General features: G+C 56.1%; 23 protein-coding genes and 1 other annotated feature. Of the genes, 13 read left to right on the top strand and 10 right to left on the bottom strand.

Annotation, left to right across the window (positions count from 1 at the left end):
* Positions 1-14: 14 nt before the first annotated feature.
* From trpA to trpL, 6 genes are all read right to left on the bottom strand, one after another.
* Positions 15-824 carry a tryptophan synthase subunit alpha gene (gene trpA, locus ACOTXI_RS16020; RefSeq protein ID WP_058653319.1) on the bottom strand — a complete coding sequence of 270 codons (810 nt, stop codon included), beginning with the start codon at positions 822-824 and terminating at the stop codon, positions 15-17.
* Positions 824-2,017, bottom strand: coding sequence for a tryptophan synthase subunit beta (trpB, locus tag ACOTXI_RS16015; protein ID WP_008502804.1), 1,194 nt, complete (start codon positions 2,015-2,017; stop codon positions 824-826). The genes trpA and trpB overlap by 1 nt, the downstream gene beginning before the upstream one ends.
* A gap of 10 nt (positions 2,018-2,027) precedes the next feature.
* Positions 2,028-3,386: a bifunctional indole-3-glycerol-phosphate synthase TrpC/phosphoribosylanthranilate isomerase TrpF gene (trpCF, locus tag ACOTXI_RS16010; RefSeq protein ID WP_058653317.1), complete on the bottom strand. Its 1,359-nt coding sequence runs from the start codon at positions 3,384-3,386 to the stop codon at positions 2,028-2,030.
* A gap of 3 nt (positions 3,387-3,389) precedes the next feature.
* The gene (gene trpD, locus ACOTXI_RS16005) at positions 3,390-4,985 is read right to left on the bottom strand and encodes a bifunctional anthranilate synthase glutamate amidotransferase component TrpG/anthranilate phosphoribosyltransferase TrpD (RefSeq protein ID WP_058653315.1); all 1,596 of its coding nucleotides are present in this window, start codon (positions 4,983-4,985) and stop codon (positions 3,390-3,392) included.
* Positions 4,985-6,547: an anthranilate synthase component 1 gene (locus tag ACOTXI_RS16000; RefSeq protein WP_044596563.1), complete on the bottom strand. Its 1,563-nt coding sequence runs from the start codon at positions 6,545-6,547 to the stop codon at positions 4,985-4,987. Before ACOTXI_RS16000 ends, trpD begins: the two co-directional genes overlap by 1 nt.
* 25 nt (positions 6,548-6,572) lie before the next feature.
* Positions 6,573-6,666 (bottom strand) — a sequence feature (Trp leader region).
* Positions 6,643-6,687, bottom strand: a complete 45-nt coding sequence (gene trpL / locus ACOTXI_RS15995; protein ID WP_106993556.1) for a trp operon leader peptide — start codon at positions 6,685-6,687, stop codon at positions 6,643-6,645. (Overlaps the previous feature by 24 nt.)
* A 139-nt stretch (positions 6,688-6,826) precedes the next feature.
* Here trpL and rnm point away from each other — a divergent pair, with 139 nt between their 5' ends.
* From rnm to rluB, 3 genes are all read left to right on the top strand, one after another.
* Positions 6,827-7,708: an RNase RNM gene (gene rnm, locus ACOTXI_RS15990; protein ID WP_058653313.1), complete on the top strand. Its 882-nt coding sequence runs from the start codon at positions 6,827-6,829 to the stop codon at positions 7,706-7,708.
* On the top strand, positions 7,705-8,325 hold the full coding sequence (locus tag ACOTXI_RS15985; RefSeq protein WP_003856793.1) for an L-threonylcarbamoyladenylate synthase: 621 nt from the start codon (positions 7,705-7,707) through the stop codon (positions 8,323-8,325). Before rnm ends, ACOTXI_RS15985 begins: the two co-directional genes overlap by 4 nt.
* A gap of 96 nt (positions 8,326-8,421) precedes the next feature.
* Entirely contained in the window at positions 8,422-9,297 is an 876-nt protein-coding gene (gene rluB, locus ACOTXI_RS15980; protein ID WP_008502809.1) for a 23S rRNA pseudouridine(2605) synthase RluB, read from the top strand.
* Positions 9,298-9,332: 35 nt separating this feature from the next.
* On the opposite strand, the gene cobO is transcribed toward rluB, so the two are convergent.
* Positions 9,333-9,923, bottom strand: a complete 591-nt coding sequence (cobO, locus tag ACOTXI_RS15975) for a cob(I)yrinic acid a,c-diamide adenosyltransferase (RefSeq protein WP_032652163.1) — start codon at positions 9,921-9,923, stop codon at positions 9,333-9,335.
* Entirely contained in the window at positions 9,920-10,681 is a 762-nt protein-coding gene (locus ACOTXI_RS15970; RefSeq protein WP_058653312.1) for a YciK family oxidoreductase, read from the bottom strand. Before ACOTXI_RS15970 ends, cobO begins: the two co-directional genes overlap by 4 nt.
* A 251-nt stretch (positions 10,682-10,932) precedes the next feature.
* Here ACOTXI_RS15970 and sohB point away from each other — a divergent pair, with 251 nt between their 5' ends.
* Entirely contained in the window at positions 10,933-11,979 is a 1,047-nt protein-coding gene (gene sohB / locus ACOTXI_RS15965; RefSeq protein WP_008502812.1) for a protease SohB, read from the top strand.
* Positions 11,980-12,013: 34 nt separating this feature from the next.
* Here sohB and ACOTXI_RS15960 read toward each other — a convergent pair whose 3' ends face one another.
* Entirely contained in the window at positions 12,014-12,265 is a 252-nt protein-coding gene (locus ACOTXI_RS15960) for a YciN family protein (RefSeq protein ID WP_003856804.1), read from the bottom strand.
* Positions 12,266-12,664: 399 nt separating this feature from the next.
* On the opposite strand from ACOTXI_RS15960, the gene topA reads away from it, so the two are divergent.
* From topA to acnA, 6 genes are all read left to right on the top strand, one after another.
* A complete protein-coding gene (gene topA, locus ACOTXI_RS15955; protein ID WP_021240303.1) occupies positions 12,665-15,262 on the top strand; it encodes a type I DNA topoisomerase in 2,598 nt (865 codons plus the stop codon).
* A gap of 187 nt (positions 15,263-15,449) precedes the next feature.
* The gene (gene cysB / locus ACOTXI_RS15950) at positions 15,450-16,424 is read left to right on the top strand and encodes an HTH-type transcriptional regulator CysB (protein WP_008502814.1); all 975 of its coding nucleotides are present in this window, start codon (positions 15,450-15,452) and stop codon (positions 16,422-16,424) included.
* Positions 16,425-16,760: 336 nt separating this feature from the next.
* The gene (locus tag ACOTXI_RS15945) at positions 16,761-16,901 is read left to right on the top strand and encodes a YmiA family putative membrane protein (RefSeq protein ID WP_213374860.1); all 141 of its coding nucleotides are present in this window, start codon (positions 16,761-16,763) and stop codon (positions 16,899-16,901) included.
* Between the two features lie 2 nt (positions 16,902-16,903).
* Positions 16,904-17,074: a hypothetical protein gene (locus ACOTXI_RS15940; RefSeq protein ID WP_032623143.1), complete on the top strand. Its 171-nt coding sequence runs from the start codon at positions 16,904-16,906 to the stop codon at positions 17,072-17,074.
* A 137-nt stretch (positions 17,075-17,211) separates the two neighbouring features.
* Positions 17,212-17,310: a small membrane protein YmiC gene (ymiC, locus tag ACOTXI_RS15935; RefSeq protein WP_032623144.1), complete on the top strand. Its 99-nt coding sequence runs from the start codon at positions 17,212-17,214 to the stop codon at positions 17,308-17,310.
* Positions 17,311-17,471: 161 nt separating this feature from the next.
* Positions 17,472-20,147, top strand: coding sequence for an aconitate hydratase AcnA (gene acnA, locus ACOTXI_RS15930; RefSeq protein WP_058653310.1), 2,676 nt, complete (start codon positions 17,472-17,474; stop codon positions 20,145-20,147).
* A 184-nt stretch (positions 20,148-20,331) separates the two neighbouring features.
* Here acnA and ribA read toward each other — a convergent pair whose 3' ends face one another.
* On the bottom strand, positions 20,332-20,922 hold the full coding sequence (gene ribA / locus ACOTXI_RS15925) for a GTP cyclohydrolase II (protein ID WP_008501210.1): 591 nt from the start codon (positions 20,920-20,922) through the stop codon (positions 20,332-20,334).
* 196 nt (positions 20,923-21,118) lie between these two features.
* Between ribA and pgpB the strand changes: the two genes are divergently transcribed.
* The 3 genes from pgpB to lapB all read left to right on the top strand — a co-directional run bounded on the left by pgpB (position 21,119) and on the right by lapB (position 23,519).
* The gene (gene pgpB, locus ACOTXI_RS15920) at positions 21,119-21,886 is read left to right on the top strand and encodes a phosphatidylglycerophosphatase B (protein ID WP_021240298.1); all 768 of its coding nucleotides are present in this window, start codon (positions 21,119-21,121) and stop codon (positions 21,884-21,886) included.
* A 148-nt stretch (positions 21,887-22,034) separates the two neighbouring features.
* Positions 22,035-22,343: a LapA family protein gene (locus tag ACOTXI_RS15915; RefSeq protein WP_008501212.1), complete on the top strand. Its 309-nt coding sequence runs from the start codon at positions 22,035-22,037 to the stop codon at positions 22,341-22,343.
* Positions 22,344-22,349: 6 nt separating this feature from the next.
* A complete protein-coding gene (lapB, locus tag ACOTXI_RS15910; RefSeq protein WP_023617208.1) occupies positions 22,350-23,519 on the top strand; it encodes a lipopolysaccharide assembly protein LapB in 1,170 nt (389 codons plus the stop codon).
* The last annotated feature ends 184 nt before the right edge of the window (positions 23,520-23,703 follow it).

The raw sequence follows: 23,703 nt of genomic DNA, 5'->3' as shown, positions 1-23,703 counted from the left end.
AGACGGTGGAGGGGTCAGACTTTACGCGTCGCCGCCTTCATGGCGGTCACAAACGCCTTCAGCTCGGCCAGCATCTGCTCGGGCTTGTCCACGTTCTTCTCGATGATCTTCACAATCGCAGAGCCGGAAATGGCACCTGCAGCCTTCGCGTCAATCGCCGCGGTGACTTGATCCGGAGAAGAGATCCCGAAGCCCTGTAGCGGCGGCGCGGCATGGTACTCGGCCAGCTTTTCCACCAGATGATGCAGCGGCAGGGCCGCTTTATTCTCGGCACCGGTCACGCCTGCGCGGGAGAGCAGGTAGGTGTAACCGCGCCCGTAAGAGGCTATCTGGCGCAGCAGTGTGTCATCGGCGTTCGGCGGGCAGATGAAAATCGGGGCGACGTTGTGACGCATCGCCGCCTGGCGGAACGGCGCGGACTCCTCGACCGGCACGTCGGCGACCAGAACAGAGTCGACGCCCACGCGTGCGCACTCGGCGTAAAATTCATCGATACCGCGGTTGAACACGAGGTTGGCGTACATCAGCAGGCCAATCGGGATAGTGGGGTGCTTCTGACGGATCGCCGCCAGCATTTCGAAGCACTGGGTTGGCGTCACGCCCGAAGCAAATGCGCGCAGCGTCGCATTCTGAATGGTTGGTCCATCCGCCAGCGGGTCAGAGAACGGGATCCCCAGCTCCAGCGCATCGGCACCGGCTTCAATCAGGGTGTCGATGACCTTCAGCGACTGTTCAGGGCCCGGATCGCCCAGGGTGACGAAGGGAACGAACGCGCCTTCCTGGCGGGATTTCAGTTCTGCAAATACGTTATCGTAGCGTTCCATCAGATTTCCCCTCGTGCTTTCAGAATATCGTGAACGGTGAAGATATCTTTGTCACCGCGTCCGGAAAGGTTGACCACCAGCAGCTGCTCTTTTTCCGGATTGTCTTTCATCATTTTCAGCGCATGGGCCAGAGCGTGTGAAGACTCCAGCGCCGGGATGATCCCTTCGCTGCGGCACAGCGTTTTGAACGCTTCCAGCGCTTCGTCATCGGTAATGGAGACATAGTCCGCACGACCGGTGCTGTTCAGATAGGCGTGCTGCGGTCCGACGGATGGGAAGTCGAGGCCAGCGGAGATAGAGTAAGACTCTTCAATCTGGCCTTCATCGGTCTGCATCATCGGGGATTTCATGCCGAAGTAGATCCCCACGCGGCCATGCTTCAGCGGCGCGCCGTGTTCGCCGGATTCAATACCATGACCCGCAGGCTCGACGCCAATCAGACCCACGCGGGTGTCGTCGATAAAGTCTGCGAACATGCCGATGGCGTTTGACCCGCCGCCGACGCAGGCGATGACCGCATCCGGCAGACGACCCTCTTTTTCGAGGATCTGCGCTTTGGTCTCTTCCCCGATCATGCGCTGGAACTCACGCACGATGGTCGGGAACGGGTGCGGACCCGCCGCGGTACCGAGCATATAGTGCGCGGTTTCGTAGCTGCCAGACCAGTCGCGCAGCGCTTCGTTACAGGCATCCTTCAGCGTCGCGGATCCGCTGTGCACCGGGATCACTTCCGCACCCATCAGACGCATACGGAAAACGTTTGGAGACTGACGCTCAACGTCTTTCGCCCCCATATAGATGCGGCATTTCAGGCCGAGCAGGGCGCTGGCGAGCGCCGAGGCCACGCCGTGCTGGCCTGCGCCGGTTTCGGCGATGATTTCGGTTTTGCCCATACGCTTCGCAAGCAGCGCCTGGCCCAGCACCTGGTTAGTCTTGTGCGCGCCGCCGTGCAGCAGGTCTTCACGCTTAAGATACAGCGTAGTTTTCGTGCCTTCCGTCAGATTGCGGCATTTGGTCAGGGCCGTTGGGCGGCCTGCATAGTTTTTCAGCAGGTCGGTAAATTCAGCCTGAAACGCCGGATCCTTCTGTGCGCTTACAAACGCTTCTTCCAGCTGGCGCAGCGCGGGCATCAGGATTTGCGGGACGTACATCCCGCCGAACTCACCAAAATACGGGTTAAGTAATGTTGTCATCTTCTCTTCCTTAATATGCACGCAGAGTTTTAAAAACCGAGGCCAGTTTGCTGGCATCTTTACTACCCGGCTGGGACTCTACGCCTGAATTGAAATCGAGGCCTGCGCAGCCGGTTTTCGCGGCTTCTACGCAGTTATCCGGGCTTAATCCGCCCGCCAGCAGGACGTTGTCCAGCTTTTCACCGTTCAGCAGAAACCAGTCAAAACGCTGGCCGGTTCCGCCCTGGCCGTTATCGAGGACGTATTTATCCACGTGGTTCAGGTTACGCGGGGGCAACGTATCGTCAACGCGTTGCGCTTTCCAGATCTGTACCTGCGGTGCCAGCGTGGCGCGCAGGGCATCGATATAGGCCTGATCTTCATCGCCGTGAAGCTGCACCGCGTTCAGGGATAACGCGTCGACTTTTTCAACCACCTCTGCGATATCTGCATTGCGGAACACGCCAACATAGCTGAGTGGTGCCGCGGCGATGACCTTACGCGCCTGCTCTTCGCTGACCGCGCGAGGAGAGGAATCCACAAAAATCAGCCCGCCATAAATCGCTCCGGCTTCATACGCGGCCTGGGCGTCCTGTTCGCGGGTTAAACCGCAGACTTTGTTCTCACCCAGCAGCACGCGACGTACTGCCGCATTGAGATCGTCATGTTCCATCATGGCGGAGCCAATCAGGAAACCGTTGGCGAAGTGGCTCAGCTCGCGCACCTGGGCGTAGCTGTTAATGCCGGATTCGCTGATGACCGTGACGCCAGAGCCCAGCCGCGGCGCCAGCTGGCGCGTGCGGTTCAGGTCAATGGACAGGTCACGCAGATCGCGGTTGTTAATGCCGACCACTTTGGCTTCCAGCGCAATCGCGCGCTCCAGCTCCTCTTCGTTGCTCACTTCGGTCAGCACGCCCATCTTCAGGCTGTGCGCGACGGCAGAGAGCTGGCGATACTGCTCGTCGTCAAGCACCGAGAGCATCAGCAGGCAGGCGTCGGCCTGGTAAAAGCGCGCCAGCCAGATCTGATACGGGTCGATAATAAAGTCTTTGCACAGGATCGGCTGCGGTGCGATGCCGCTGACGATCGGCAGAAAATCGAAGCTGCCCTGGAAATATTTCTCATCCGTCAGCACGGAGATTGCCGACGCATGATGCTTATAAATACCGGCGATACGCGCCGGGTCGAAATCGTCACGAATAACGCCTTTTGAGGGAGAGGCTTTTTTGCACTCAAGAATAAACGCGGTGCGCGCACCCTGCAGGGCGTCATAGAAACGACGGCTGCTCGGGACGACGTCATTCTGAAAACTGGCAAGCGGCTGCTGTTGCTTGCGGGCTTCCACCCAGATGGCCTTATCGGCAACGATTTTCGCTAAAACGGTCTGCATTCTTTACCCTCTTGCCGCAAGTGCGGTAACGCGATCGTAAGCTGCACCGGAGCGCAGTACATCCAGAACTTTTTGAACGTTGGCCTTCAGGTCTTCCTCGCCGTGCAAACGCATCAGCATGGCGACGTTGGCGGCAACGGCGGCCTCATGGGCAACCTCTCCCTTACCTTGTAATAAGCGCGTCAGAATGTCACGGTTTTCTTCCGGGGTACCGCCTGCCAGCGCTTCCTGGTGATACGGAGTTAAACCAAAGTCAGCGGCTTCGAGCTGGTAGCTCAGGATTTCACCGTCGCGCAGTTCGGCTACCAGCGTCGGCGCATGCAATGACACTTCGTCCATTCCGCCGCTGTGCACCACGGCGGCACGCTGGTAACCCAGCACGCGCAGGGTCTCGGCAATCGGCAGGACCAGTTCCGGACTGTAGACACCGATCAGCGCCAGCGGCGGATGGGCCGGGTTGATCAGCGGGCCGAGCACGTTAAACAGCGTGCGGGTTTTCAGCTGCTGACGAACCGGCATTGCGTGGCGGAAACCGGTGTGATACTTCGGCGCAAACAGGAAGCAGACGCCCAGGTCATCCAGCGCTTCACGGGAACGTTCGGCGTTCATATCGAGATTAATGCCGAATGCCGCGAGTAAATCAGACGAGCCCGACCGGCTGGACACGCTGCGGTTACCGTGCTTAGCCACTTTTAAACCACACGCCGCCGCCACAAAGGCGCTGGCGGTTGAAATATTGATACTGTTGCTGCCGTCACCGCCGGTGCCGACGATATCGGCAAACGGATAGTCCGGGCGCGGGAACGGGGCGGCATTTTCCAGCAGTGCCGTGGCGGCACCGGCGATCTCCTGCGGGCTTTCACCGCGGACCTTCATGCTCACCAGCGCGGCTGCGAGCTGTTCCGGCTTCAGCTCACCGCGAACCACGGCGGAGAAGAGCTGGTGGCTCTCCTGCTGGCTCAGGGTTTGCGCCTGATACAGTTTTTCCAGAATCGGCTGCAGGGTGTTGGTCTGCTCCAGCTTCTGTAACGTCCAGTCGAGGGTCTGCTCCAGCAGGCGGGCACCGTGGGAGGTCAGGATGGATTCCGGATGGAACTGCATCCCGCAGACGCGATCCGCGTCGTGACGTACCGCCATCACCATCCCTTCAAACGAGGCGTTGATCGTCAGCCCGGCGGGAATGTTGCTGCCGACCAGCGAGTGGTAGCGCGCGACCGGAAGCGGATTCGGCAGCCCGGCAAACATCGCCTGGCCGTCATGTTCAATGCTGGACGCTTTACCGTGCAGGATCTCACCCGCCTGGCCGACGTAGCCGCCGTAGGCTTCCACAATCGCCTGATGGCCGAGACAGATGCCGATAATCGGCAGCTTGCCGCGCATGCGGGTCAGCAGCTCCGGCATACAGCCCGCTTCGCTCGGTGCGCCTGGCCCGGGGGAGAGCATCAGCACCGGGTTTTGCATGGTTGCCAGACGGTCAATCAGGGTCTGCGCCGGGACGTGGTTGCGATAGATAACGACGTTATGGCCATTCGCACGCAGCTGATCTGCCAGGTTATAGGTAAAGGAGTCGATATTATCGAGCAGCAGAATGTCAGCCATCAAAAAATCTCCTGTGCATGGTGTGCGGTAGCAATGGCGCGAAGGACCGCACGCGCTTTGCTGCGCGTTTCGTCAGCTTCAGACTGCGGAACAGAATCAAGAACAATCCCGGCACCCGCCTGGACGGTGGCAATACCGTCTTCGACATAGGCGGAGCGGATCACGATGCAGGTATCGAGGTCACCGTGGGCCGTAAAATAGCCCACCGCGCCGCCGTAGCTGCCGCGACGGCGTCCTTCGGCGGCGGCAATCAGCTGCATGGCGCGTACTTTCGGCGCACCGCTCAGGGTGCCCATGTTCATGCAGGCGCGGTAGGCGTGCAGCACGTCGAGGTCGTGGCGCAGCTCGCCCACCACGCGGGAGACCAGGTGCATCACGAACGAATAGCGGTCGACTTTAGTCAGGTCCGCCACGTAGCGGCTGCCCGGGGTGCAAATACGGGCCAGATCGTTACGTGCCAGGTCAACCAGCATCAGGTGCTCGGAGAGCTCTTTATGGTCGGTGCGCATTTCCAGCTCGATGCGGCTGTCGAGATCGCGATCCAGCGAGCCGTCGGCGCGACGTCCGCGCGGACGGGTTCCGGCGATCGGGTAGATCTCAATCTGGCGGCTGGTGGCGTCATATTTCAGCGAGCTTTCCGGCGAGGCGCCGAACAGCGTGAAGTCATTGTCCTGCATAAAGAACATGTACGGGCTTGGGTTGCTCTTTTTCAGCACGTCGTAAGCGGCCAGCGGGGACGGGCAGGGCAGAGAGAAGCGACGGGACGGTACAACCTGGAAAATTTCCCCGGCGCGAATCGCCTTTTGCATCTGGCGAACCACGGCACCGTACTGATCGTCGGTCTGGTTCACATCGCAGGTCATTTTTTCCACGCGCTGTACCGGCAGTGCAGGTGGCGCTTCCGTCATCTGCTGCTGAAGCTGCGCGATGCGGTGCTCAAGACGGTTTTTCTCAGCGGTCGAAGGCGTGAACAGGCTGGCCTGGATACGGGTGTACTGTTTCTGATGGTCGATCACCAGCAGGGTTTCGGCCAGATAGAAGCAATAGTCCGGGCAGCGATTGCCCTGCTCGGTTTCCGGTAAATCTTCAAATCCGGCGACCAGGTCGTAGGCAAACAGCCCGCCAAAGAACATCGCTTCACGCTCATCGTGTGGAACGGTAACCAGGTTCTGCAGCAGGCGGAAGGCATCGAAGACGGAAAGGGAGCACAGGCGCGCGTCTTCATCCAGCAACTGGCTAACCGGCGGGAAATGCAGAATACGCATTTCTGGATGACGTTCGTTTTCGATGCCTGAAGGCAGGGCGGCATCCAGCAGTGGCAGCAGCGAGGCGCCGTTGTCTGATAAGGCCTTGATTGTGACAGTGTCACCTAGAGCGGTAATGCGCAACGCGCTGTCGACCAGCAGCAGGCTTTTGAGATCGTCCTTGCTGTCAATGTCCGCAGATTCCAGCAGCAGCGTTGCCGGGCGTGCCCCGCACACCTGATGAAACAGCGCGGTCGGGTTGTGGCGATAGGCCGCCTCGCAGGTCAGCAATTCGAGATGGGGTTTGGCTGTTTGCATGTTGGTGTTCTCATTTATTCTGTTCAAAAAAAAGCCCGCTGAGTAGCGGGCGGGTATCTGTTTGCATTTCGCAGACGCGTGACACTGCCCGAAGATCAGGAAGTACGCCACCAGCCGTGCAGAGTGAAATGTGCTGTCATTTTCAGATACCTTTCTCGTGTGAACTTGCGTACTAGTTAACTAGTTCGATGGCGTGTTGTCAACCCTTGATTTCAGAATTTCACGTTAAGTCGGTATCATGGCGGTTTCGGATGTCTTCAACCTGTTATGGGAAGTGCTTTGAGCGATACCACCTACGCGATTATTTATGATTTACACAGCCATACTCAGGCCTCTGATGGCCTGCTGACACCCGAAGCCCTGGTTCATCGTGCCGTTGAAATGCGCATCGGCACGCTGGCGATAACCGATCACGATACGACGGATGCCATTCCGGCAGCGCGCGCCGAGATTGCCCGCTGCGGGCTGGCACTCAATCTGGTGCCCGGCGTCGAGATTTCGACCGTCTGGGAAAACCATGAGATTCATATCGTTGGCCTGAACATCGATATAGACCATCCGGCACTTATTGAGTTTTTGCAAGAACAAAAAACGCGCCGCAACCAGCGCGCAGAGATGATCGGCGAGCGTCTGGAAAAGGCACATATTCCTGGCGCGCTGGAAGGTGCGCAAAAGCTGGCGAACGGCGGGGCGGTTACGCGCGGTCATTTCGCCCGTTTTCTGGTAGAGGCGGGTAAAGCCACGACGATGGCGGATGTCTTTAAAAAGTATCTGGCGCGCGGGAAAACCGGATACGTTCCGCCACAGTGGTGTACAATAAAACAAGCTATTGATGTGATTCATCATTCTGGCGGTAAGGCCGTGCTGGCCCATCCGGGGCGGTATAATCTTTCTGCTAAATGGCTGAAAAGGCTGCTGGCGCACTTTGCCGAAAACGGTGGAGAGGCGATGGAAGTCGCCCAGTGTCAGCAGGCACCCAACGAGCGCGCGCAGCTCGCGACCTATGCCCGACAGTACGGCCTGCTTGGCTCACAGGGTTCTGATTTCCATCAGCCCTGCGCCTGGATCGAACTGGGGCGCAAGCTCTGGCTGCCCGCTGGCGTTGAGCCGGTCTGGCAGCTCTGGGAACAGCCGCAGCAATTTGAAGAGAGGGAAGTATGAGTCAGTTTTTCTATATCCATCCGGATAACCCGCAGCCACGCCTGATTAACCAGGCCGTGGAGATCGTCCGCAAAGGCGGCGTGATTGTCTACCCGACCGATTCCGGCTACGCGCTGGGCTGCAAAATTGAAGATAAAGGGGCGATGGAACGCATTTGCCGTATTCGCCAGCTGCCGGACGGCCATAACTTTACCCTGATGTGCCGCGATCTCTCTGAGCTGTCGACCTATGCTTATGTCGATAACGTGGCGTTTCGCCTGATTAAGAACAACACGCCGGGCAACTACACCTTCATCCTGAAAGGAACGAAAGAGGTGCCGCGCCGTCTGCTGCAGGAAAAACGCAAGACTATTGGCATGCGCGTGCCGTCGAACCCGATTGCGCAGGCGCTGCTGGAAACCCTCGGTGAACCGATGCTGTCTACCTCGCTGATGCTGCCCGGCAGCGAATTTACCGAGTCCGACCCGGAAGAGATCAAAGATCGTCTGGAGAAGGTGGTCGAGCTGATTATTCACGGCGGTTATCTCGGCCAGCAGCCGACCACCGTGGTCGACTTAACCGAAGATGCACCGGAAGTGATTCGAGAAGGCGTGGGTGACGTAAAGCCTTTCTTGTAATGGTATAAGCAGATATACTACGCGGCCATCAAAGCAGGGCTCGGCCCTCTTTTGACCTGATTCGACGCCTGTGAAGGCGACACCTGAGGAAGCTCAATGAGCGAGAAGTTACAGAAAGTGCTGGCGCGTGCCGGCCACGGTTCACGCCGTGAAATCGAAGCCATTATTGAAGCGGGCCGCGTGAGTGTGGACGGTAAAATCGCCACGCTGGGTGACCGCGTAGAAATCGTACCGGGGCTGAAGATCCGTATCGACGGTCATCTTATCTCCGTGAAAGAGTCCGCTGAGCAGATCTGCCGCGTGCTGGCTTACTACAAGCCGGAAGGCGAGCTGTGTACCCGCAATGACCCGGAAGGTCGCCCGACGGTGTTTGACCGTCTGCCTAAACTGCGTGGCGCTCGCTGGATTGCCGTTGGTCGTCTGGACGTGAATACCTGCGGTCTGCTGCTGTTTACCACCGATGGTGAACTGGCAAACCGTCTGATGCACCCAAGCCGTGAAGTGGAACGTGAATACGCGGTGCGCGTGTTCGGCCAGGTTGATGAGAATAAACTGCGCGACCTGTCGCGTGGCGTTCAGCTGGAAGACGGTCCTGCGGCGTTCAAAACCATCAAATTTACCGGTGGGGAAGGCATCAACCAGTGGTACAACGTGACCCTGACCGAAGGCCGCAACCGCGAGGTGCGTCGTCTCTGGGAAGCGGTAGGCGTGCAGGTTAGCCGCCTGATCCGTGTCCGTTACGGCGACATCCTGCTGCCAAAAGGCCTGCCGCGTGGGGGTTATACCGAACTGGATCTGACCCAGACCAACTACCTGCGCGAGCTGGTCGGCCTGACGCCGGAAACCACCTCTAAAGTGGCGGTGGAAAAAGATCGTCGCCGCATGAAGGCGAACCAGATTCGCCGTGCGGTGAAGCGTCACAGCCAGGTGAGCAGCAACCGCCGCTCTGGCAGCCGTAATAACAACGGTTAATGTAAAAGCCCGGTGAAGACACCGGGCTTTTTTCTTTAGTAATCAATCCCTATTTGCGCTTTGATGCCCGCATCAAACGCATGTTTAACCGGACGCAGCTCGCTGACGGTATCTGCCAGTTCCAGAATATCCCGATGACACCCGCGGCCCGTAATGATAACTGTCTGATGGGCGGGACGGTTTTTCAGTGCGTCCAGCACGGCTTCCAGCGGCAGGTAGTCGTAGGCGACCATATAGGTGATCTCATCCAGCAGAACCATATTCAGCGAGGGATCGGCCAGCATTCTTTTGGCGTGCTCCCAGACGGCCAGACAGGCTGCGGTATCGGTTTCGCGGTTCTGGGTGTCCCACGTAAAGCCGGTCGCCATCACCTGAAACTCAACGCCGTGAGGCTCAAGCAAATTACGCTCGCCGTTAGGCCACTCACCTTTAATAAACTGGATAACGCCGACCTTCTGCCCGTGGCCGACGGCGCGTGTCGCCGTGCCGAATGCGGCCGTGGTTTTCCCTTTGCCGTTGCCGGTAAAGACGATGACGATCCCGCGCTCGTCCTGAGCGGCCGCGACGCGCGCATCGACCTGTTCCTTCAGACGCTGCTGGCGTTGCTGATGACGTTCTTCACTCATTGCGAGATTCCTGGTTTACGGCCCGGCTGGGCGTCAAAGGTCATCCCGGTTTTGCGGCGGCTGTCGTCGCCCATCAGCCAGAGATAGAGCGGCATAATGTCTGCCGGCGTTTTCAGCTTCTGCGGGTCTTCCGTCGGGAAGGCGCTGGCGCGCATTTTGGTGCGCGTACCGCCCGGGTTAATGCAGTTTACGCGCAGATGGCGACTCTGGTACTCCTCTGCCAACACCTGCATCATGCCTTCGGTTGCGAATTTTGATACGGCATAGGCACCCCAGTTTGCGCGCCCCTCACGGCCTACGCTGGAGGAGGTGAACACCAGTGAACCCGAATCCGATTTGAGTAATAAAGGAAGGAGTGCCTGGGTCAGGAAAAACGTCCCGTTGACGTTGACCTGCATGACCTCCTGCCAGATCTCGGGATCCTGTTCCTCCATCGGGCGAACTTCGCCAAGCAAGCCGGCATTATGAAGTACGCCGTCCAGGCGCGGGTAATGGGTGCTGATGCGGTGAGCAAGCTCCTGACATGACGCGGGCGTGCAGGTGAGCAGATCGAGCGTGTACCAGCGAGCAGGAATCCCACCTGCGGCTTCAATCTCCTGCGCCACCCCTTTAAGTTTTTCTTCGTTGCGGCCGGTCAGGATGACGCTCGCGCCATACTCAGCGTAGGTCAGCGCCGCTTCACGGCCAATCCCGTCGCTGGCCCCAGTGACAAGAATGATGCGGTTCTGCAGCAGATTTTTTTGCGGTTGATAATGCAAGGTGACTCCTCGGCGCACGGTGACTTAAACACGCCTTCTTTTGTGACTTTTCGGCTTTATGCCCGAATTCACCTGATAATTCAATCAGTCTACAGGACGCATTACTGTAAAATTAACAATTTGCAAATATTTAAACGCCAGGCCGGGGATTCCTGAAGGCGCCTCGCAGAGGTAGTGTCACGAGCGAGACGCATGGGCAGGGGTGTTGTACACTGCCGTGAAAGATTCGTGGTTAAATCAAGGTGGAACGCGTGGAATTACTTTCTCAATATGGGTTGTTTTTGGCGAAAATCGCGACGGTGGTGATTGCCATTGCGGTGGTTGCCGTTCTGATTGTCAACCTGACGCAGCGCAAGCGTCAGCGTGGGGAGTTACGCATCACCCGCCTGAGCGAGCAGTATAAAGAGATGCAGGAAGAGATGTCTCTGGCCCTGCTTGACAGTCATCAACAGAAGCTGTGGCTCAAAGCGCAGAAGAAAAAGCATAAGCAGGAAGCCAAAGCGGCAAAGGCAAAGGCGAAGCTCAATACGCCACAGGATAAGGTCACGCCACGGGTTTACGTGCTCGATTTTAAAGGCAGCATGGATGCGCATGAAGTCGCGTCTTTGCGCGAAGAGGTCACTGCCGTGCTGGCCGTGGCGACGCCGCAGGATCAGGTCGTTGTTCGTCTTGAAAGCCCGGGAGGCGTGGTGCACGGCTACGGCCTGGCGGCCTCTCAGCTGCAGCGCCTGCGTGAAAAACAGATCCCGCTGACCGTGGCCGTAGATAAAGTGGCAGCGAGTGGTGGCTACATGATGGCCTGCGTGGCGGACAAAATTGTGGCCGCACCGTTCTCGATTATCGGCTCGATCGGCGTGGTCGCACAGATCCCGAACTTTAACCGCTTCCTGAAAAATAAAGAGATTGATATCGAGCTTCACACCGCGGGTCAGTACAAACGCACCCTGACGCTGCTGGGGGAAAACACGGAAGAAGGGCGCCAAAAATTCCGTGAGGATCTCAACGAAACGCATCATCTCTTTAAAGACTTTGTGCACCGTATGCGCCCGACGCTGGACATTGAGCAGGTCGCAACGGGTGAGCACTGGTACGGCGTTCAGGCGCAGGAGAAAGGGCTTGTAGATGAAGTCGGAACCAGCGACGATCTGCTGCTCAACCTGATGGAAGGCCGGGAACTGGTGGGCGTCCGCTTTGCCCAGCGCAAGCGACTCCTTGACCGCTTTACCAACAGTGCGGCAGAAAGCGCGGACCGCCTGCTGCTCCGCTGGCTACAGCGGGGACAAAAACCGCTGCTGTAAGCAAAAACGCGAGGCTTATGCCTCGCGTTTTGCGTTAATCGACCAGGTGATATTTCTCGGAAAGCGTATGTGCCAGGTATTTAAACATGTTAAACACGGCGGTGCTTTTCGGGGTCGGTAAGCCCTGTTCATCAAGGAAGTATTCGCCGCTGAAAACCAGCACGCCATTTCGCTGCTCTACGCCGGTGGCTTCAATGCCTGCCAGCGTATCTTCATGGTCACGAATAAGCTTGTTTGCTTCGATAAGCAGAGAGGCTCGGTCAATAGGTTGGGTCGTATTCTGCATAATCCACTCCTTAAACAGTGACAATAGTCTACGCCGAGGGCGCTTTGGGGGCAAATTTTCCCTGTAATGTGAGGGGATAAGGTGCAGGGGCCTGGCTGGCAGGATTTGCTTTTGCATGCTAATAAAGTTGCGTAACGAATTTTATCAGGTAGAGTGTGCGCTTTCGTCATTCTGGCAACAGAATTGCTTGACATTCAACCGGGAATTCGTCACGAATTACACGAGATGTGAGAAAAATACCCGAGAACTCAATCACCTGGGCGTCTTTTCTTTAACGCCCGGTAAGACAAAGGGGTTGATATCTCCTGACGCAGTCGCAATATCATTGGCTCGTCGTCAGCGGAAGGGAAATCAACGTGCGGCGTATTCCTGGAAGAATTAAATTAGGTAAAGGTGAATATGGGTAAAGCTCTCGTCATCGTTGAGTCCCCGGCAAAAGCCAAAACGATCAATAAGTATCTGGGTAATGACTACGTGGTTAAGTCCAGCGTTGGTCATATCCGCGATTTGCCGACCAGTGGCTCAGCCAGCAAAAAGAGCGCAGACTCTACCTCCACCAAAGGGGCTAAAAAGCCTAAAAAGGATGAACGTAGCGCGCTTGTCAACCGCATGGGTGTTAACCCATGGCATAACTGGGATGCACAATATGAAGTGCTTCCAGGGAAAGAAAAAGTCGTTAACGAGCTGAAGCAGCTGGCTGAAAAAGCAGACCACATCTATCTCGCAACCGACCTTGACCGCGAAGGGGAAGCCATTGCGTGGCACCTGCGGGAAGTGATCGGGGGTGATGACAAACGCTACAGCCGCGTAGTGTTTAACGAAATTACGAAGAATGCGATTCGTCAGGCGTTTGAGAAGCCGGGCGAGCTAAACATCGACCGTGTTAACGCCCAGCAGGCGCGTCGCTTTATGGACCGCGTTGTGGGCTACATGGTTTCTCCACTGCTGTGGAAAAAGATTGCCCGTGGCCTGTCCGCAGGTCGCGTGCAATCCGTCGCCGTGCGTCTGGTCGTTGAGCGCGAGCGCGAAATTAAAGCCTTCGTGCCGGAAGAGTTCTGGGAAGTCGATGCCAATGTGACCACGCCGGGCGGTGACGCTCTGCCGCTGCAGGTAAGCCACCAGAACGATAAGCCTTTCCGTCCAGAAAACCGCGACCAGACCATGGCCGCCGTGGCGCTGCTGGAAAAGGCACGCTATCAGGTGCTGGAACGTGAAGACAAGCCGACCAGCAGCAAGCCTGGTGCGCCGTTTATCACCTCCACCCTGCAACAGGCGGCGAGCACCCGTCTGGGTTACGGCGTGAAGAAGACCATGATGATGGCCCAGCGCTTGTATGAAGCGGGTTACATCACCTACATGCGTACCGACTCAACCAACCTGAGTCAGGACGCGGTCAACATGGTGCGTGGCTACATCAGCGACAACTTCGGTAAGAAATACCTGCCGGAAAGCGCTAACCAGTTCGCCAGCAAAGAGAATTCTCAGGAAGCGCACGAAGCGATTCGTCCTTCTGATGTCTCCGTGCTGGCTGAATCGCTGAAAGATATGGAGGCCGACGCGCAGAAGCTGTATCAGCTGATCTGGCGTCAGTTTGTTGCGTGCCAGATGACCCCGGCCCAGTACGACTCCACCACGCTGACCGTTGGCGCGGGTGATTTCCGTCTCAAGGCGCGCGGTCGTATTCTGCGTTTCGACGGCTGGACAAAAGTGATGCCTGCGCTGCGTAAAGGTGATGAAGACCGAACGCTGCCTGCGGTGAACAAAGGTGATGAACTGTCTCTGGTTGAGCTGATCCCGGCTCAGCACTTCACCAAGCCACCGGCACGCTTCAGTGAAGCCTCCCTGGTAAAAGAGCTGGAAAAACGCGGTATTGGCCGTCCGTCGACCTACGCGTCAATTATCTCGACGATTCAGGATCGCGGTTACGTCCGTGTTGAAAACCGTCGTTTCTATGCGGAAAAAATGGGTGAGATCGTCACCGATCGTCTGGAAGCCAACTTCCGCGAGCTGATGAACTACGATTTCACCGCGCAAATGGAAGACAGCCTCGACCAGGTTGCCAGCCACCAGGCGGAATGGAAAAAGGTCCTCGACAGCTTCTTCAGCGACTTCACCGACCAGCTTGAAAAAGCGGAGAAAGACCCTGAAGAGGGCGGCATGCTGCCTAACCAGATGGTGCTGACCAGCATCGACTGCCCAACCTGTGGCCGCAAGATGGGGATCCGTACTGCCACCACGGGCGTGTTCCTGGGCTGCTCCGGCTATGCGCTGTCGCCAAAAGAGCGCTGCAAAACCACCATCAACCTGGTGCCTGAGAACGAAGTTCTCAACGTGCTGGAAGGTGACGATGCGGAAACGAACGCTCTGCGTGCCAAGCGCCGCTGCAAAAAATGCGGCACGGCAATGGACAGCTACCTGATCGATCCAAAACGCAAGCTGCACGTGTGCGGTAATAACCCAACGTGTGACGGGTATGAGATCGAAGAGGGCGAGTTCCGCATTAAAGGCTATGACGGCCCGATTGTGGAGTGCGAAAAGTGTGGTTCTGAAATGCACCTGAAAATGGGACGTTTCGGTAAGTACATGGCCTGTACCAACGACGAATGTAAAAACACGCGCAAAATTCTGCGTAATGGTGAAGTGGCTCCGCCGAAGGAAGATCCGGTTCCGCTGCCAGAATTGCCGTGTGAGAAATCCGACGCGTACTTCGTGCTGCGTGACGGCGCGGCAGGTGTCTTCCTGGCCGCCAACACCTTCCCGAAATCGCGTGAAACCCGCGCGCCGCTGGTGGAAGAGCTATATCGCTTCCGCGATCGTCTGCCGGAGAAACTGCGTTATCTGGCCGATGCGCCGCAGCAGGATCCGGAAGGCAACAAAACCGTGGTGCGGTTTAGCCGTAAAACAAAGCAGCAGTATGTTGCGGCAGAGAAAGAGGGTAAAGCGACCGGATGGTCAGCCTTCTTTGTCGATGGCAAATGGGTTGAAGGCAAGAAATAATCTTCCCTAACCGTAACTTACCTGTAAAAGGGCCGGATTTCCGGCCCTTTTTTATTACCTTGTTATTATTTTTTGTTCCGTACTATACAGTCAGGCTATAAATGATATAGTGGTTATAGTTAACCTGTTTCTTATTATTAAATCGTCTTAAGCGATTGACCGCATGCGCTAAATCGGATGGTCTGGCATGAAATTACAGCAGCTTCGTTATATCGTTGAGGTGGTGAATCATAACCTTAACGTCTCTTCTACCGCCGAGGGGCTATATACCTCGCAACCGGGCATCAGCAAACAAGTTCGTATGCTGGAGGATGAGTTAGGCATTCAGATCTTCGCCCGCAGCGGTAAGCATCTCACTCAGGTGACGCCTGCAGGGCAGGAAATCATCCGCATTGCTCGTGAAGTCCTCTCTAAAGTCGATGCGATTAAGTCTGTGGCGGGGGAGCATACCTGGCCGGATAAAGGCTCGCTGTATATTGCCACGACGCATACTCAGGCGCGCTATGCGCTGCCCGGCGTGATCAAAGGCTTTATCGAGCGTTATCCTCGCGTCTCGTTGCATATGCACCAGGGCTCGCCAACGCAAATCGCTGAAGCCGTCTCTAAGGGGAATGCAGACTTTGCCATCGCCACCGAAGCGCTTCACCTGTATGACGATCTGGTGATGCTCCCTTGCTACCACTGGAACCGTTCTATTGTGGTGACCCCCGATCACCCCCTGGCGGGTAAAGGGTCGGTCACTATCGAAGAGTTGGCCCAGTATCCTCTGGTGACCTATACGTTTGGCTTTACCGGCCGGTCCGAGCTTGATACGGCATTTAACCGGGCAGGGTTAACGCCGCGCATTGTCTTTACCGCGACCGATGCGGACGTGATTAAGACCTATGTCCGGCTTGGATTGGGCGTGGGCGTCATCGCCAGCATGGCGGTCGATCCGGTGTCAGACCCTGACCTGGTGCGTCTTGATGCGCACGACGTTTTCAGCCATAGCACCACAAAAATTGGGTTCCGCCGCAGCACCTTCCTGCGCAGCTATATGTATGATTTTATTCAGCGCTTTGCCCCTCATTTAACGCGTGACGTGGTGGATACCGCCGTGGCATTACGCTCAAATGAAGATATTGAAGAGATGTTTAAAGACATCAAACTCCCCGAAAAATAATCACACCCGGTATCTTTCCCCCAGGGAAAGATACCGAAATAACGCCTCAAAGCTAAATTAGAATTATCATCATCTGCTTTCCCTGCCATATAATGTCATTAGCCATTTGCTTTGTAAGGTTTTAATGTCGTGAATTGGCGACAAAAGTAGAAACTAATTTACGCCTCCGCAAATTTTTCTTTTCAATAATTTATTTCTGGTCAAAAGATTGAATATTTCATACCTCCCGGTGCGTAAATTCACTGGCTTTTCGGCTAAAGTTTCTTTAGGATTTATCTCAACAGATGATTAATTGTACCAATTGTTTGGTCCTAAATGATAAGCGATGTCGATTGTATGAGGTTAGCAATGCCTTCAGGAAGTGAAGAACCGCAAAGGGATCCTGCGCTCAAGCGTAAAGCCTGGCTGGCGGTCTTTCTCGTCTCCGCCTTGTTTTGGGTGGCTGTTGCTCTCCTGGCCTGGAGATATTGGGGTTAAATATGGCAGTGACGGTACGTACCGCTTCGGTAAAACAGATGTGTCAGCATCGTGACAACGGCCACAGAGGGCGTAAAGCACCTGCAACTGTTGTACCTGCGTCCTGGAAACTGACGCCGCAGCAGCAAGCGTTTATTGATATGTTCGCAGAAGACGAACCCAAAAAACAATAATTTAGTTTATTGCCTAATGATGCAAATAGTCTGAATATCGACTCTGCACTTTTGTACTCTTTAATAAATACACATCAGCAATATAGCACTGAGGAACAACCTCGGAATTTTTATAAATAATGCCTGGTGTCCCTATGATGAATAACATGACGTCTCACAAATACTGGTCGTGGATCGGCGTTTTTACCGTGTCGATTCTGTTCTGGAGTCAGCTCATCTGGCTGGCGCTCCACTAAATTGCAAAACCTCGCTACGGCGGGGTTTTTTGTTTCCCCCTGGTGGACCAATCCGAAATTTATCAATTTGAGTTGTTATCAAAACGTTACGACATCTTTGTGTTATCTTTAATTACAGCCCTGATGATTGTCGGGACATCTCTGTGATTAAGGAGGAGCTTATGTCGTTAACCCTACGCGAAGCCAGTAAGGACACATTACAGGCAGAAAATAAAACCTGGCATTACTACAGCCTGCCGCTGGCTGCCAGAACGCTTGGGGACATTTCGCGTTTACCCAAGTCCTTGAAAGTTTTACTTGAAAATCTCTTGCGCTGGCAGGACGGTGAATCCGTCACGCTCGATGATATCCAGGCGCTGGCAGGGTGGCTTGAGAAGGCCCATGCCGACAGAGAAATCGCCTACCGCCCGGCAAGGGTGCTGATGCAGGACTTTACCGGTGTTCCGGCCGTGGTTGATTTAGCCGCGATGCGCGAAGCCGTGAAGCGTCTCGGCGGAGATACGGCAAAGGTTAACCCGCTTTCCCCCGTTGACCTCGTCATTGACCACTCCGTGACCGTTGACCACTTCGGTGATGACGATGCCTTTGGTGAAAACGTTCGTCTCGAGATGGAGCGTAACCACGAGCGCTACGTCTTCCTGAAGTGGGGACAGCAGGCGTTCAGCCGGTTTAGCGTGGTCCCGCCAGGCACCGGCATTTGTCACCAGGTAAACCTTGAATATCTGGGTAAAGCCGTCTGGAGCGAATTGCAGGATAAAGAGTGGGTCGCCTATCCGGACACGCTGGTGGGTACGGACTCCCATACCACCATGATCAACGGTCTGGGGGTACTGGGGTGGGGCGTCGGCGGTATTGAAGCGGAAGCCGCCATGCTCGGCCAGCCGGTATCCATGCTTATTCCGGATGTGGTGGGCTTCAAGCTCACCGGAAAACTGTCTGAAGGCATTACCGCCACCGACCTGGTGCTGACCGTCACCCAGATGCTGCGCAAGCACGGCGTGGTGGGCAAGTTTGTTGAATTCTACGGTGACGGTCTGGATTCGCTGCCGCTGGCCGACCGCGCCACCATTGCCAATATGGCGCCGGAATACGGTGCCACCTGCGGCTTTTTCCCCATTGACGACGTCACGCTGGAGTACATGCGCCTCAGCGGCCGCAGCGAAGAGCAGGTCGCGCTGGTGGAAGCGTACACCAAAGCGCAGGGCATGTGGCGCAATCCGGGCGATGAGCCTGTTTTCACCAGCACGCTTGAACTCGATATGGGAAGCGTCGAAGCGAGCCTCGCGGGGCCGAAACGCCCGCAGGACAGGGTTGCGCTGACCGACGTGCCGAAAGCGTTTGCCGACAGCAATGCCCTGGAAGTGAACGTGGCGCAGAAAGACCATCGTCCCGTCGACTATGTTCTGAACGGACATCAGTATCAGCTTCCGGACGGCGCGGTTGTGATTGCCGCCATTACCTCCTGCACCAACACGTCCAACCCCAGCGTATTAATGGCAGCCGGTCTGCTGGCTAAGAAAGCGGTAGAGCTTGGGCTAAAACCTCAACCGTGGGTTAAGGCCTCGCTGGCGCCGGGCTCCAAAGTGGTGTCGGATTACCTGGCTCAGGCCAAACTGACGCCGTACCTGGACGAGCTGGGCTTTAACCTCGTGGGCTACGGCTGTACGACCTGTATTGGTAACTCCGGGCCACTGCCTGAACCCATCGAAACGGCGATCAAGCAGGGTGACCTGACGGTAGGCGCCGTACTGTCCGGTAACCGAAACTTTGAAGGGCGCATTCACCCGCTGGTGAAAACCAACTGGCTTGCTTCGCCGCCGCTGGTGGTGGCTTATGCCCTGGCCGGGAACATGAATATCAACCTGGTGACCGATCCGATTGGTCACGATCGTAAGAATGATCCTGTCTATCTGAAAGATATCTGGCCTACTTCACGTGAAATCGCGCTGGCCGTTGAGAAGGTCTCTACCGAGATGTTCCGCAAAGAGTACGCGGAAGTCTTTGAAGGCACGCCGGAATGGAAAGCCATCAACGTTGCAGGTTCGGATACCTATGGCTGGCAGGATGACTCGACCTATATTCGTCTGTCGCCGTTCTTTGATGAGATGCTGGCCGAGCCGGCGCCGCTTAAGGATATCCATGGCGCGCGTATCCTGGCCATGCTGGGGGATTCTGTCACGACGGATCATATCTCTCCGGCGGGGAGCATCAAAGCCGATAGCCCGGCAGGCCGTTACCTGCAAAGTCGGGGTGTCGAACGCCGCGATTTTAACTCCTACGGCTCGCGCCGCGGTAACCATGAAGTCATGATGCGCGGGACCTTTGCCAACATCCGCATTCGTAACGAAATGGTGCCGGGCGTGGAAGGGGGCATGACGCGCCATCTGCCGGGGACGGAAGTCGTGTCGATTTATGATGCGGCGGTCAAATACCAACAGGAAGGGACGCCGCTGGCGGTGATTGCCGGGAAAGAGTACGGTTCCGGCTCCAGCCGCGACTGGGCGGCGAAAGGCCCGCGCCTGCTTGGCGTTCGGGTGGTCATCGCCGAATCGTTCGAACGTATTCACCGATCGAATCTGATCGGCATGGGGATCCTGCCGCTTGAGTTCCCGCAGGGCGTGACGCGTAAAACGCTGGGCCTGACCGGGGAAGAGCAGATTGATATTAGCGGCCTGCAAAACCTGCAGCCGGGTAAAACGGTGCCGGTAACGTTAACGCGGGCAGACGGGAAAACCGAGGTGCTGGATTGTCGGTGCCGTATTGATACGGCAACCGAGCTGACCTACTACCAGAACGACGGCATTTTACATTACGTGATTCGTAAGATGCTGGATTGATGAAACGAGCCCGGCACGCATGCCGGGCTCAGACTGCTGACAAAGTGCTTGATGTACGTTTCGCCCGGCGGCGCTACGCTTGCACGGGCCTACAAATTACAGTAGGCCGGGTAAGCGCAGCGTCACCCGGCAAAAAATGGCTAAGTTGTTGATAACAGGGTTTGTCATCAATTTTCAGGTAGCATCACTCTTTCAGCAGATGGCCCATTTTGGCGGCTTTGGTATCAAGGTAGTGGGCATTTTTCGGGTTACGGCCGACAATCAGCGGTACTCGTTCAACGATGTTAATCCCGGCTTCGGTCAGGATTTCCACTTTTTTCGGGTTATTGGTCAGCAGACGAACTTCGTCTACGCCCAGCAGCTTGAACATATCGGCGCACAGGGTGAAGTCACGTTCATCAGCCGCAAAACCGAGCTGATGGTTGGCTTCAACCGTATCGTAGCCCTGGTCCTGAAGCGCGTAGGCGCGAATTTTATTCAGCAAACCAATATTACGCCCTTCCTGACGGTGATAAAGCAGCACGCCGCGGCCTTCTTCAGCAATGTGAGAAAGGGCCGCTTCCAGCTGGAAACCGCAATCACAGCGCAGGCTGAACAGCGCATCGCCGGTGAGACACTCTGAATGGACGCGGGACAGCACCGGCGTCTGCCCTGAAATGTCGCCATATACCAGTGCGACATGATCCTGTCCGGTTGCCAGTTCTTCAAAACCCACCATCAGGAAATCGCCCCATGGGGTTGGCAGTTTGGCTTCTGCCACACGTTTAAGCTGCATGTGATTCTCCAGAGTAGGCTGACACGTTTCGTGCCTGTGCCCTGTTTTGCTTTCTGTATCAGTTTATTTTGCCACAAGCTCAGCAGGTTCGCCTAATGGGCACCATGCGATATGACCGTTAAAAGCACGATCCGACATCTCCACCCAGCGAACAAATTTCAGTTATGATTGTGACGCTTAGCAAAAAGGAGAAGACATGCATTCAATCGCCAGACGTACGGCAGCAGGTGCGGCCATTTTACTGATTATGCCTTTGGCCGTATGGCTTTCAGGGTGGATGTGGCAGCCCGGGCAGAACGCCACGTGGCTGAAAACGTTATACTGGATTACGGAAACGGTCACCCAGCCCTGGGGAATTATCACCCACGTCCTCCTGTGCGCCTGGTTTCTGTGGTGCCTGCGCTTTCGTCTGCGCGCGGCGCTAATGCTCTTTGCGATCCTCGGTGGCGCTATCCTTATCGGTCAGGGCGTAAAATCCTGGGTGAAAGATCGCGTTCAGGAGCCGCGTCCTTTTGTCGTCTGGCTGGAAAAAACGCACCATGTTCCGGTGGATGAGTTCTACACTTTAAAGCGTAAAGATCGTGGCGCACTGGTGAAAGAACAGCTTGCGGAACAGCAGGATATCCCGAAATTCTTGCGTAAACACTGGCAGAAAGAGACCGGGTTCGCGTTTCCCTCCGGCCACACCATGTTTGCGGCCAGCTGGGCGCTGCTGGGGGTTGGGCTGCTTTGGCCTAGACGTCGAACGGTAACCATCGTGATTTTACTGGTCTGGGCGACGGGAGTGATGGGCAGCCGCTTACTGCTAGGGATGCACTGGCCACGGGACCTGGTCGTCGCCACGCTCATCTCGTGGATGCTGGTGATGCTGGCGACCTGGCTGGCTGAACGATTCTGCGGCCCGCTAACGCCACCGCCGGAAGAGAAAGAAGAAATAGCCGAAAGGGACCAAACGGACGCCTGAAGGTTGATATTGCGCATTTTGCCCATAGATCCATGACTGGCGCGTCACTTTTTCCATTTCGCGCCCGTCACTAAAATGGTAGTTTATAAGGCTGATTGCGGTAAGTTGAACATACTTTATTCGCTTGAACCACATAACGGGAAGTAATGTGAAATATTTACTCATTTTCTTACTGGTATTGGCGATTTTTGTCATTTCAGTCACATTGGGTGCACAAAACGATCAGCAGGTGACGTTTAACTATCTGCTGGCTCAGGGCGAGTATCGCGTGTCGAGCCTGCTCGCGGTCTTATTTGCTGCAGGCTTTGCCATTGGCTGGCTGGTTTGCGGTTTGTTCTGGTTAAAAGTCCGTGTTTCGCTTGCGCGCGCTGAACGTAAAATCAAACGACTCGAACATCACATTGCGCCTGCGTCCGACATGCCGGAAAGCTCTGGCGTGCCGGTCGTGAAGGAATAATCGACGATGCTGGAGTTGTTGTTTCTGCTTTTGCCTGTCGCCGCAGCCTATGGCTGGTATATGGGCCGCAGAAGTGCGCAACAAACAAAACAGGATGAGGCCAACCGGCTCTCCCGCGACTACGTTGCGGGGGTGAACTTCCTCCTGAGCAATCAGCAGGACAAAGCGGTAGACCTGTTCCTCGACATGCTGAAAGAGGACACGGGGACCGTTGAAGCCCATCTTACCCTGGGGAACCTGTTCCGCTCGCGCGGCGAGGTTGACCGCGCCATTCGTATTCACCAGACCCTGATGGAAAGCGCCTCGCTGACCTACGATCAACGACTGCTGGCCGTACAGCAGTTGGGACGAGATTACATGGCTGCGGGGCTGTACGATCGCGCGGAAGATATGTTCGCACAGCTGGTGGATGAAACAGATTTCCGCATCGGCGCGCTGCAGCAGCTCCTGCAGATATATCAGGCCACCAGCGACTGGCAGAAAGCCATTGATACGGCTGAACGTCTGGTGAAGCTGGGTAAAGATAAGCAGCGCGTTGAGATCGCCCATTTCTACTGTGAGCTTGCCCTTCAGCAGATGGGCAATGACGACATGGACAAAGCCATGGCGTTGCTGAAGAAAGGTGCCGCCGCGGACCGCAACAGCGCCCGTATCTCCATCATGATGGGGCGCGTTTTTATGGCGAATGGCGACTACGCCAAAGCCGTTGAAAGCCTGCTGCGGGTTATCGACCAGGACAAAGAGCTGGTCAGTGAAACGCTGGAAATGCTGCAAACCTGCTATCAACAGCTGGACAAGCGGGAAGAGTGGGTGGCGTTCCTGCGTCGCTGCGTGGAAGAGAATACCGGCGCAACCGCGGAACTGATGCTTGCTGACGTTGTTGAGCAGTATGAGGGGGGCGACACCGCGCAGGTCTATATCACCCGACAGCTTCAGCGTCATCCGACCATGCGGGTCTTCCATAAGCTGATGGATTACCACCTGAACGACGCGGAAGAAGGGCGCGCGAAAGAGAGCCTGATGGTGCTGCGCGACATGGTTGGCGAGCAGGTGCGCAGCAAACCGCGCTACCGTTGCCAGAAGTGTGGTTTTACCGCCTACACGCTCTACTGGCATTGTCCGTCCTGCCGGGCCTGGTCCACCATCAAGCCCATCCGCGGCCTGGACGGGCAGTAATTTTTTTAAAAGCCTTAATTTTAGTTACAACATACTGATGGTATTTAACGTTTTCTGAGCACCGTGCGGTTTGCCGGCCTGGCAGGCAGATAAATGGATTCTGTCAATTTGCGGCGTCGGCAGGTAGAATGCTGGCCGTTTATCTGTTCCGCGCCGCTGCGCGCCCATAGACGAAAAGGGCTGG

The sequence above is a fragment of the Enterobacter cloacae complex sp. BZL2005 genome (genome assembly GCF_049238885.1).
Lineage (GTDB): Bacteria > Pseudomonadota > Gammaproteobacteria > Enterobacterales > Enterobacteriaceae > Enterobacter > Enterobacter roggenkampii.
The sequence above is the reverse complement of the archived record's forward strand: the minus strand, read 5'-3'. Positions and strand labels throughout refer to the sequence as shown.

What these genes read in the sequence shown, in the direction of transcription:
- ACOTXI_RS15985 (WP_003856793.1), top strand. Translation starts at nt 7,705, where the DNA reads ATGAGTCAGTTTTTCTATATCCATCCGGATAACCCGCAGCCACGCCTG.
- ACOTXI_RS15945 (WP_213374860.1), top strand. Translation starts at nt 16,761, where the DNA reads ATGAGGTTAGCAATGCCTTCAGGAAGTGAAGAACCGCAAAGGGATCCT.
- trpB (WP_008502804.1), bottom strand. Translation starts at nt 2,017, where the DNA reads ATGACAACATTACTTAACCCGTATTTTGGTGAGTTCGGCGGGATGTAC.
- cobO (WP_032652163.1), bottom strand. Translation starts at nt 9,923, where the DNA reads ATGAGTGAAGAACGTCATCAGCAACGCCAGCAGCGTCTGAAGGAACAG.
- ACOTXI_RS15960 (WP_003856804.1), bottom strand. Translation starts at nt 12,265, where the DNA reads ATGCAGAATACGACCCAACCTATTGACCGAGCCTCTCTGCTTATCGAA.
- ribA (WP_008501210.1), bottom strand. Translation starts at nt 20,922, where the DNA reads ATGCAGCTTAAACGTGTGGCAGAAGCCAAACTGCCAACCCCATGGGGC.
- rluB (WP_008502809.1), top strand. Translation starts at nt 8,422, where the DNA reads ATGAGCGAGAAGTTACAGAAAGTGCTGGCGCGTGCCGGCCACGGTTCA.
- pgpB (WP_021240298.1), top strand. Translation starts at nt 21,119, where the DNA reads ATGCATTCAATCGCCAGACGTACGGCAGCAGGTGCGGCCATTTTACTG.
- lapB (WP_023617208.1), top strand. Translation starts at nt 22,350, where the DNA reads ATGCTGGAGTTGTTGTTTCTGCTTTTGCCTGTCGCCGCAGCCTATGGC.
- trpA (WP_058653319.1), bottom strand. Translation starts at nt 824, where the DNA reads ATGGAACGCTACGATAACGTATTTGCAGAACTGAAATCCCGCCAGGAA.
- ACOTXI_RS15940 (WP_032623143.1), top strand. Translation starts at nt 16,904, where the DNA reads ATGGCAGTGACGGTACGTACCGCTTCGGTAAAACAGATGTGTCAGCAT.
- trpCF (WP_058653317.1), bottom strand. Translation starts at nt 3,386, where the DNA reads ATGCAGACCGTTTTAGCGAAAATCGTTGCCGATAAGGCCATCTGGGTG.
- topA (WP_021240303.1), top strand. Translation starts at nt 12,665, where the DNA reads ATGGGTAAAGCTCTCGTCATCGTTGAGTCCCCGGCAAAAGCCAAAACG.
- acnA (WP_058653310.1), top strand. Translation starts at nt 17,472, where the DNA reads ATGTCGTTAACCCTACGCGAAGCCAGTAAGGACACATTACAGGCAGAA.
- ymiC (WP_032623144.1), top strand. Translation starts at nt 17,212, where the DNA reads ATGAATAACATGACGTCTCACAAATACTGGTCGTGGATCGGCGTTTTT.
- ACOTXI_RS16000 (WP_044596563.1), bottom strand. Translation starts at nt 6,547, where the DNA reads ATGCAAACAGCCAAACCCCATCTCGAATTGCTGACCTGCGAGGCGGCC.
- cysB (WP_008502814.1), top strand. Translation starts at nt 15,450, where the DNA reads ATGAAATTACAGCAGCTTCGTTATATCGTTGAGGTGGTGAATCATAAC.
- trpD (WP_058653315.1), bottom strand. Translation starts at nt 4,985, where the DNA reads ATGGCTGACATTCTGCTGCTCGATAATATCGACTCCTTTACCTATAAC.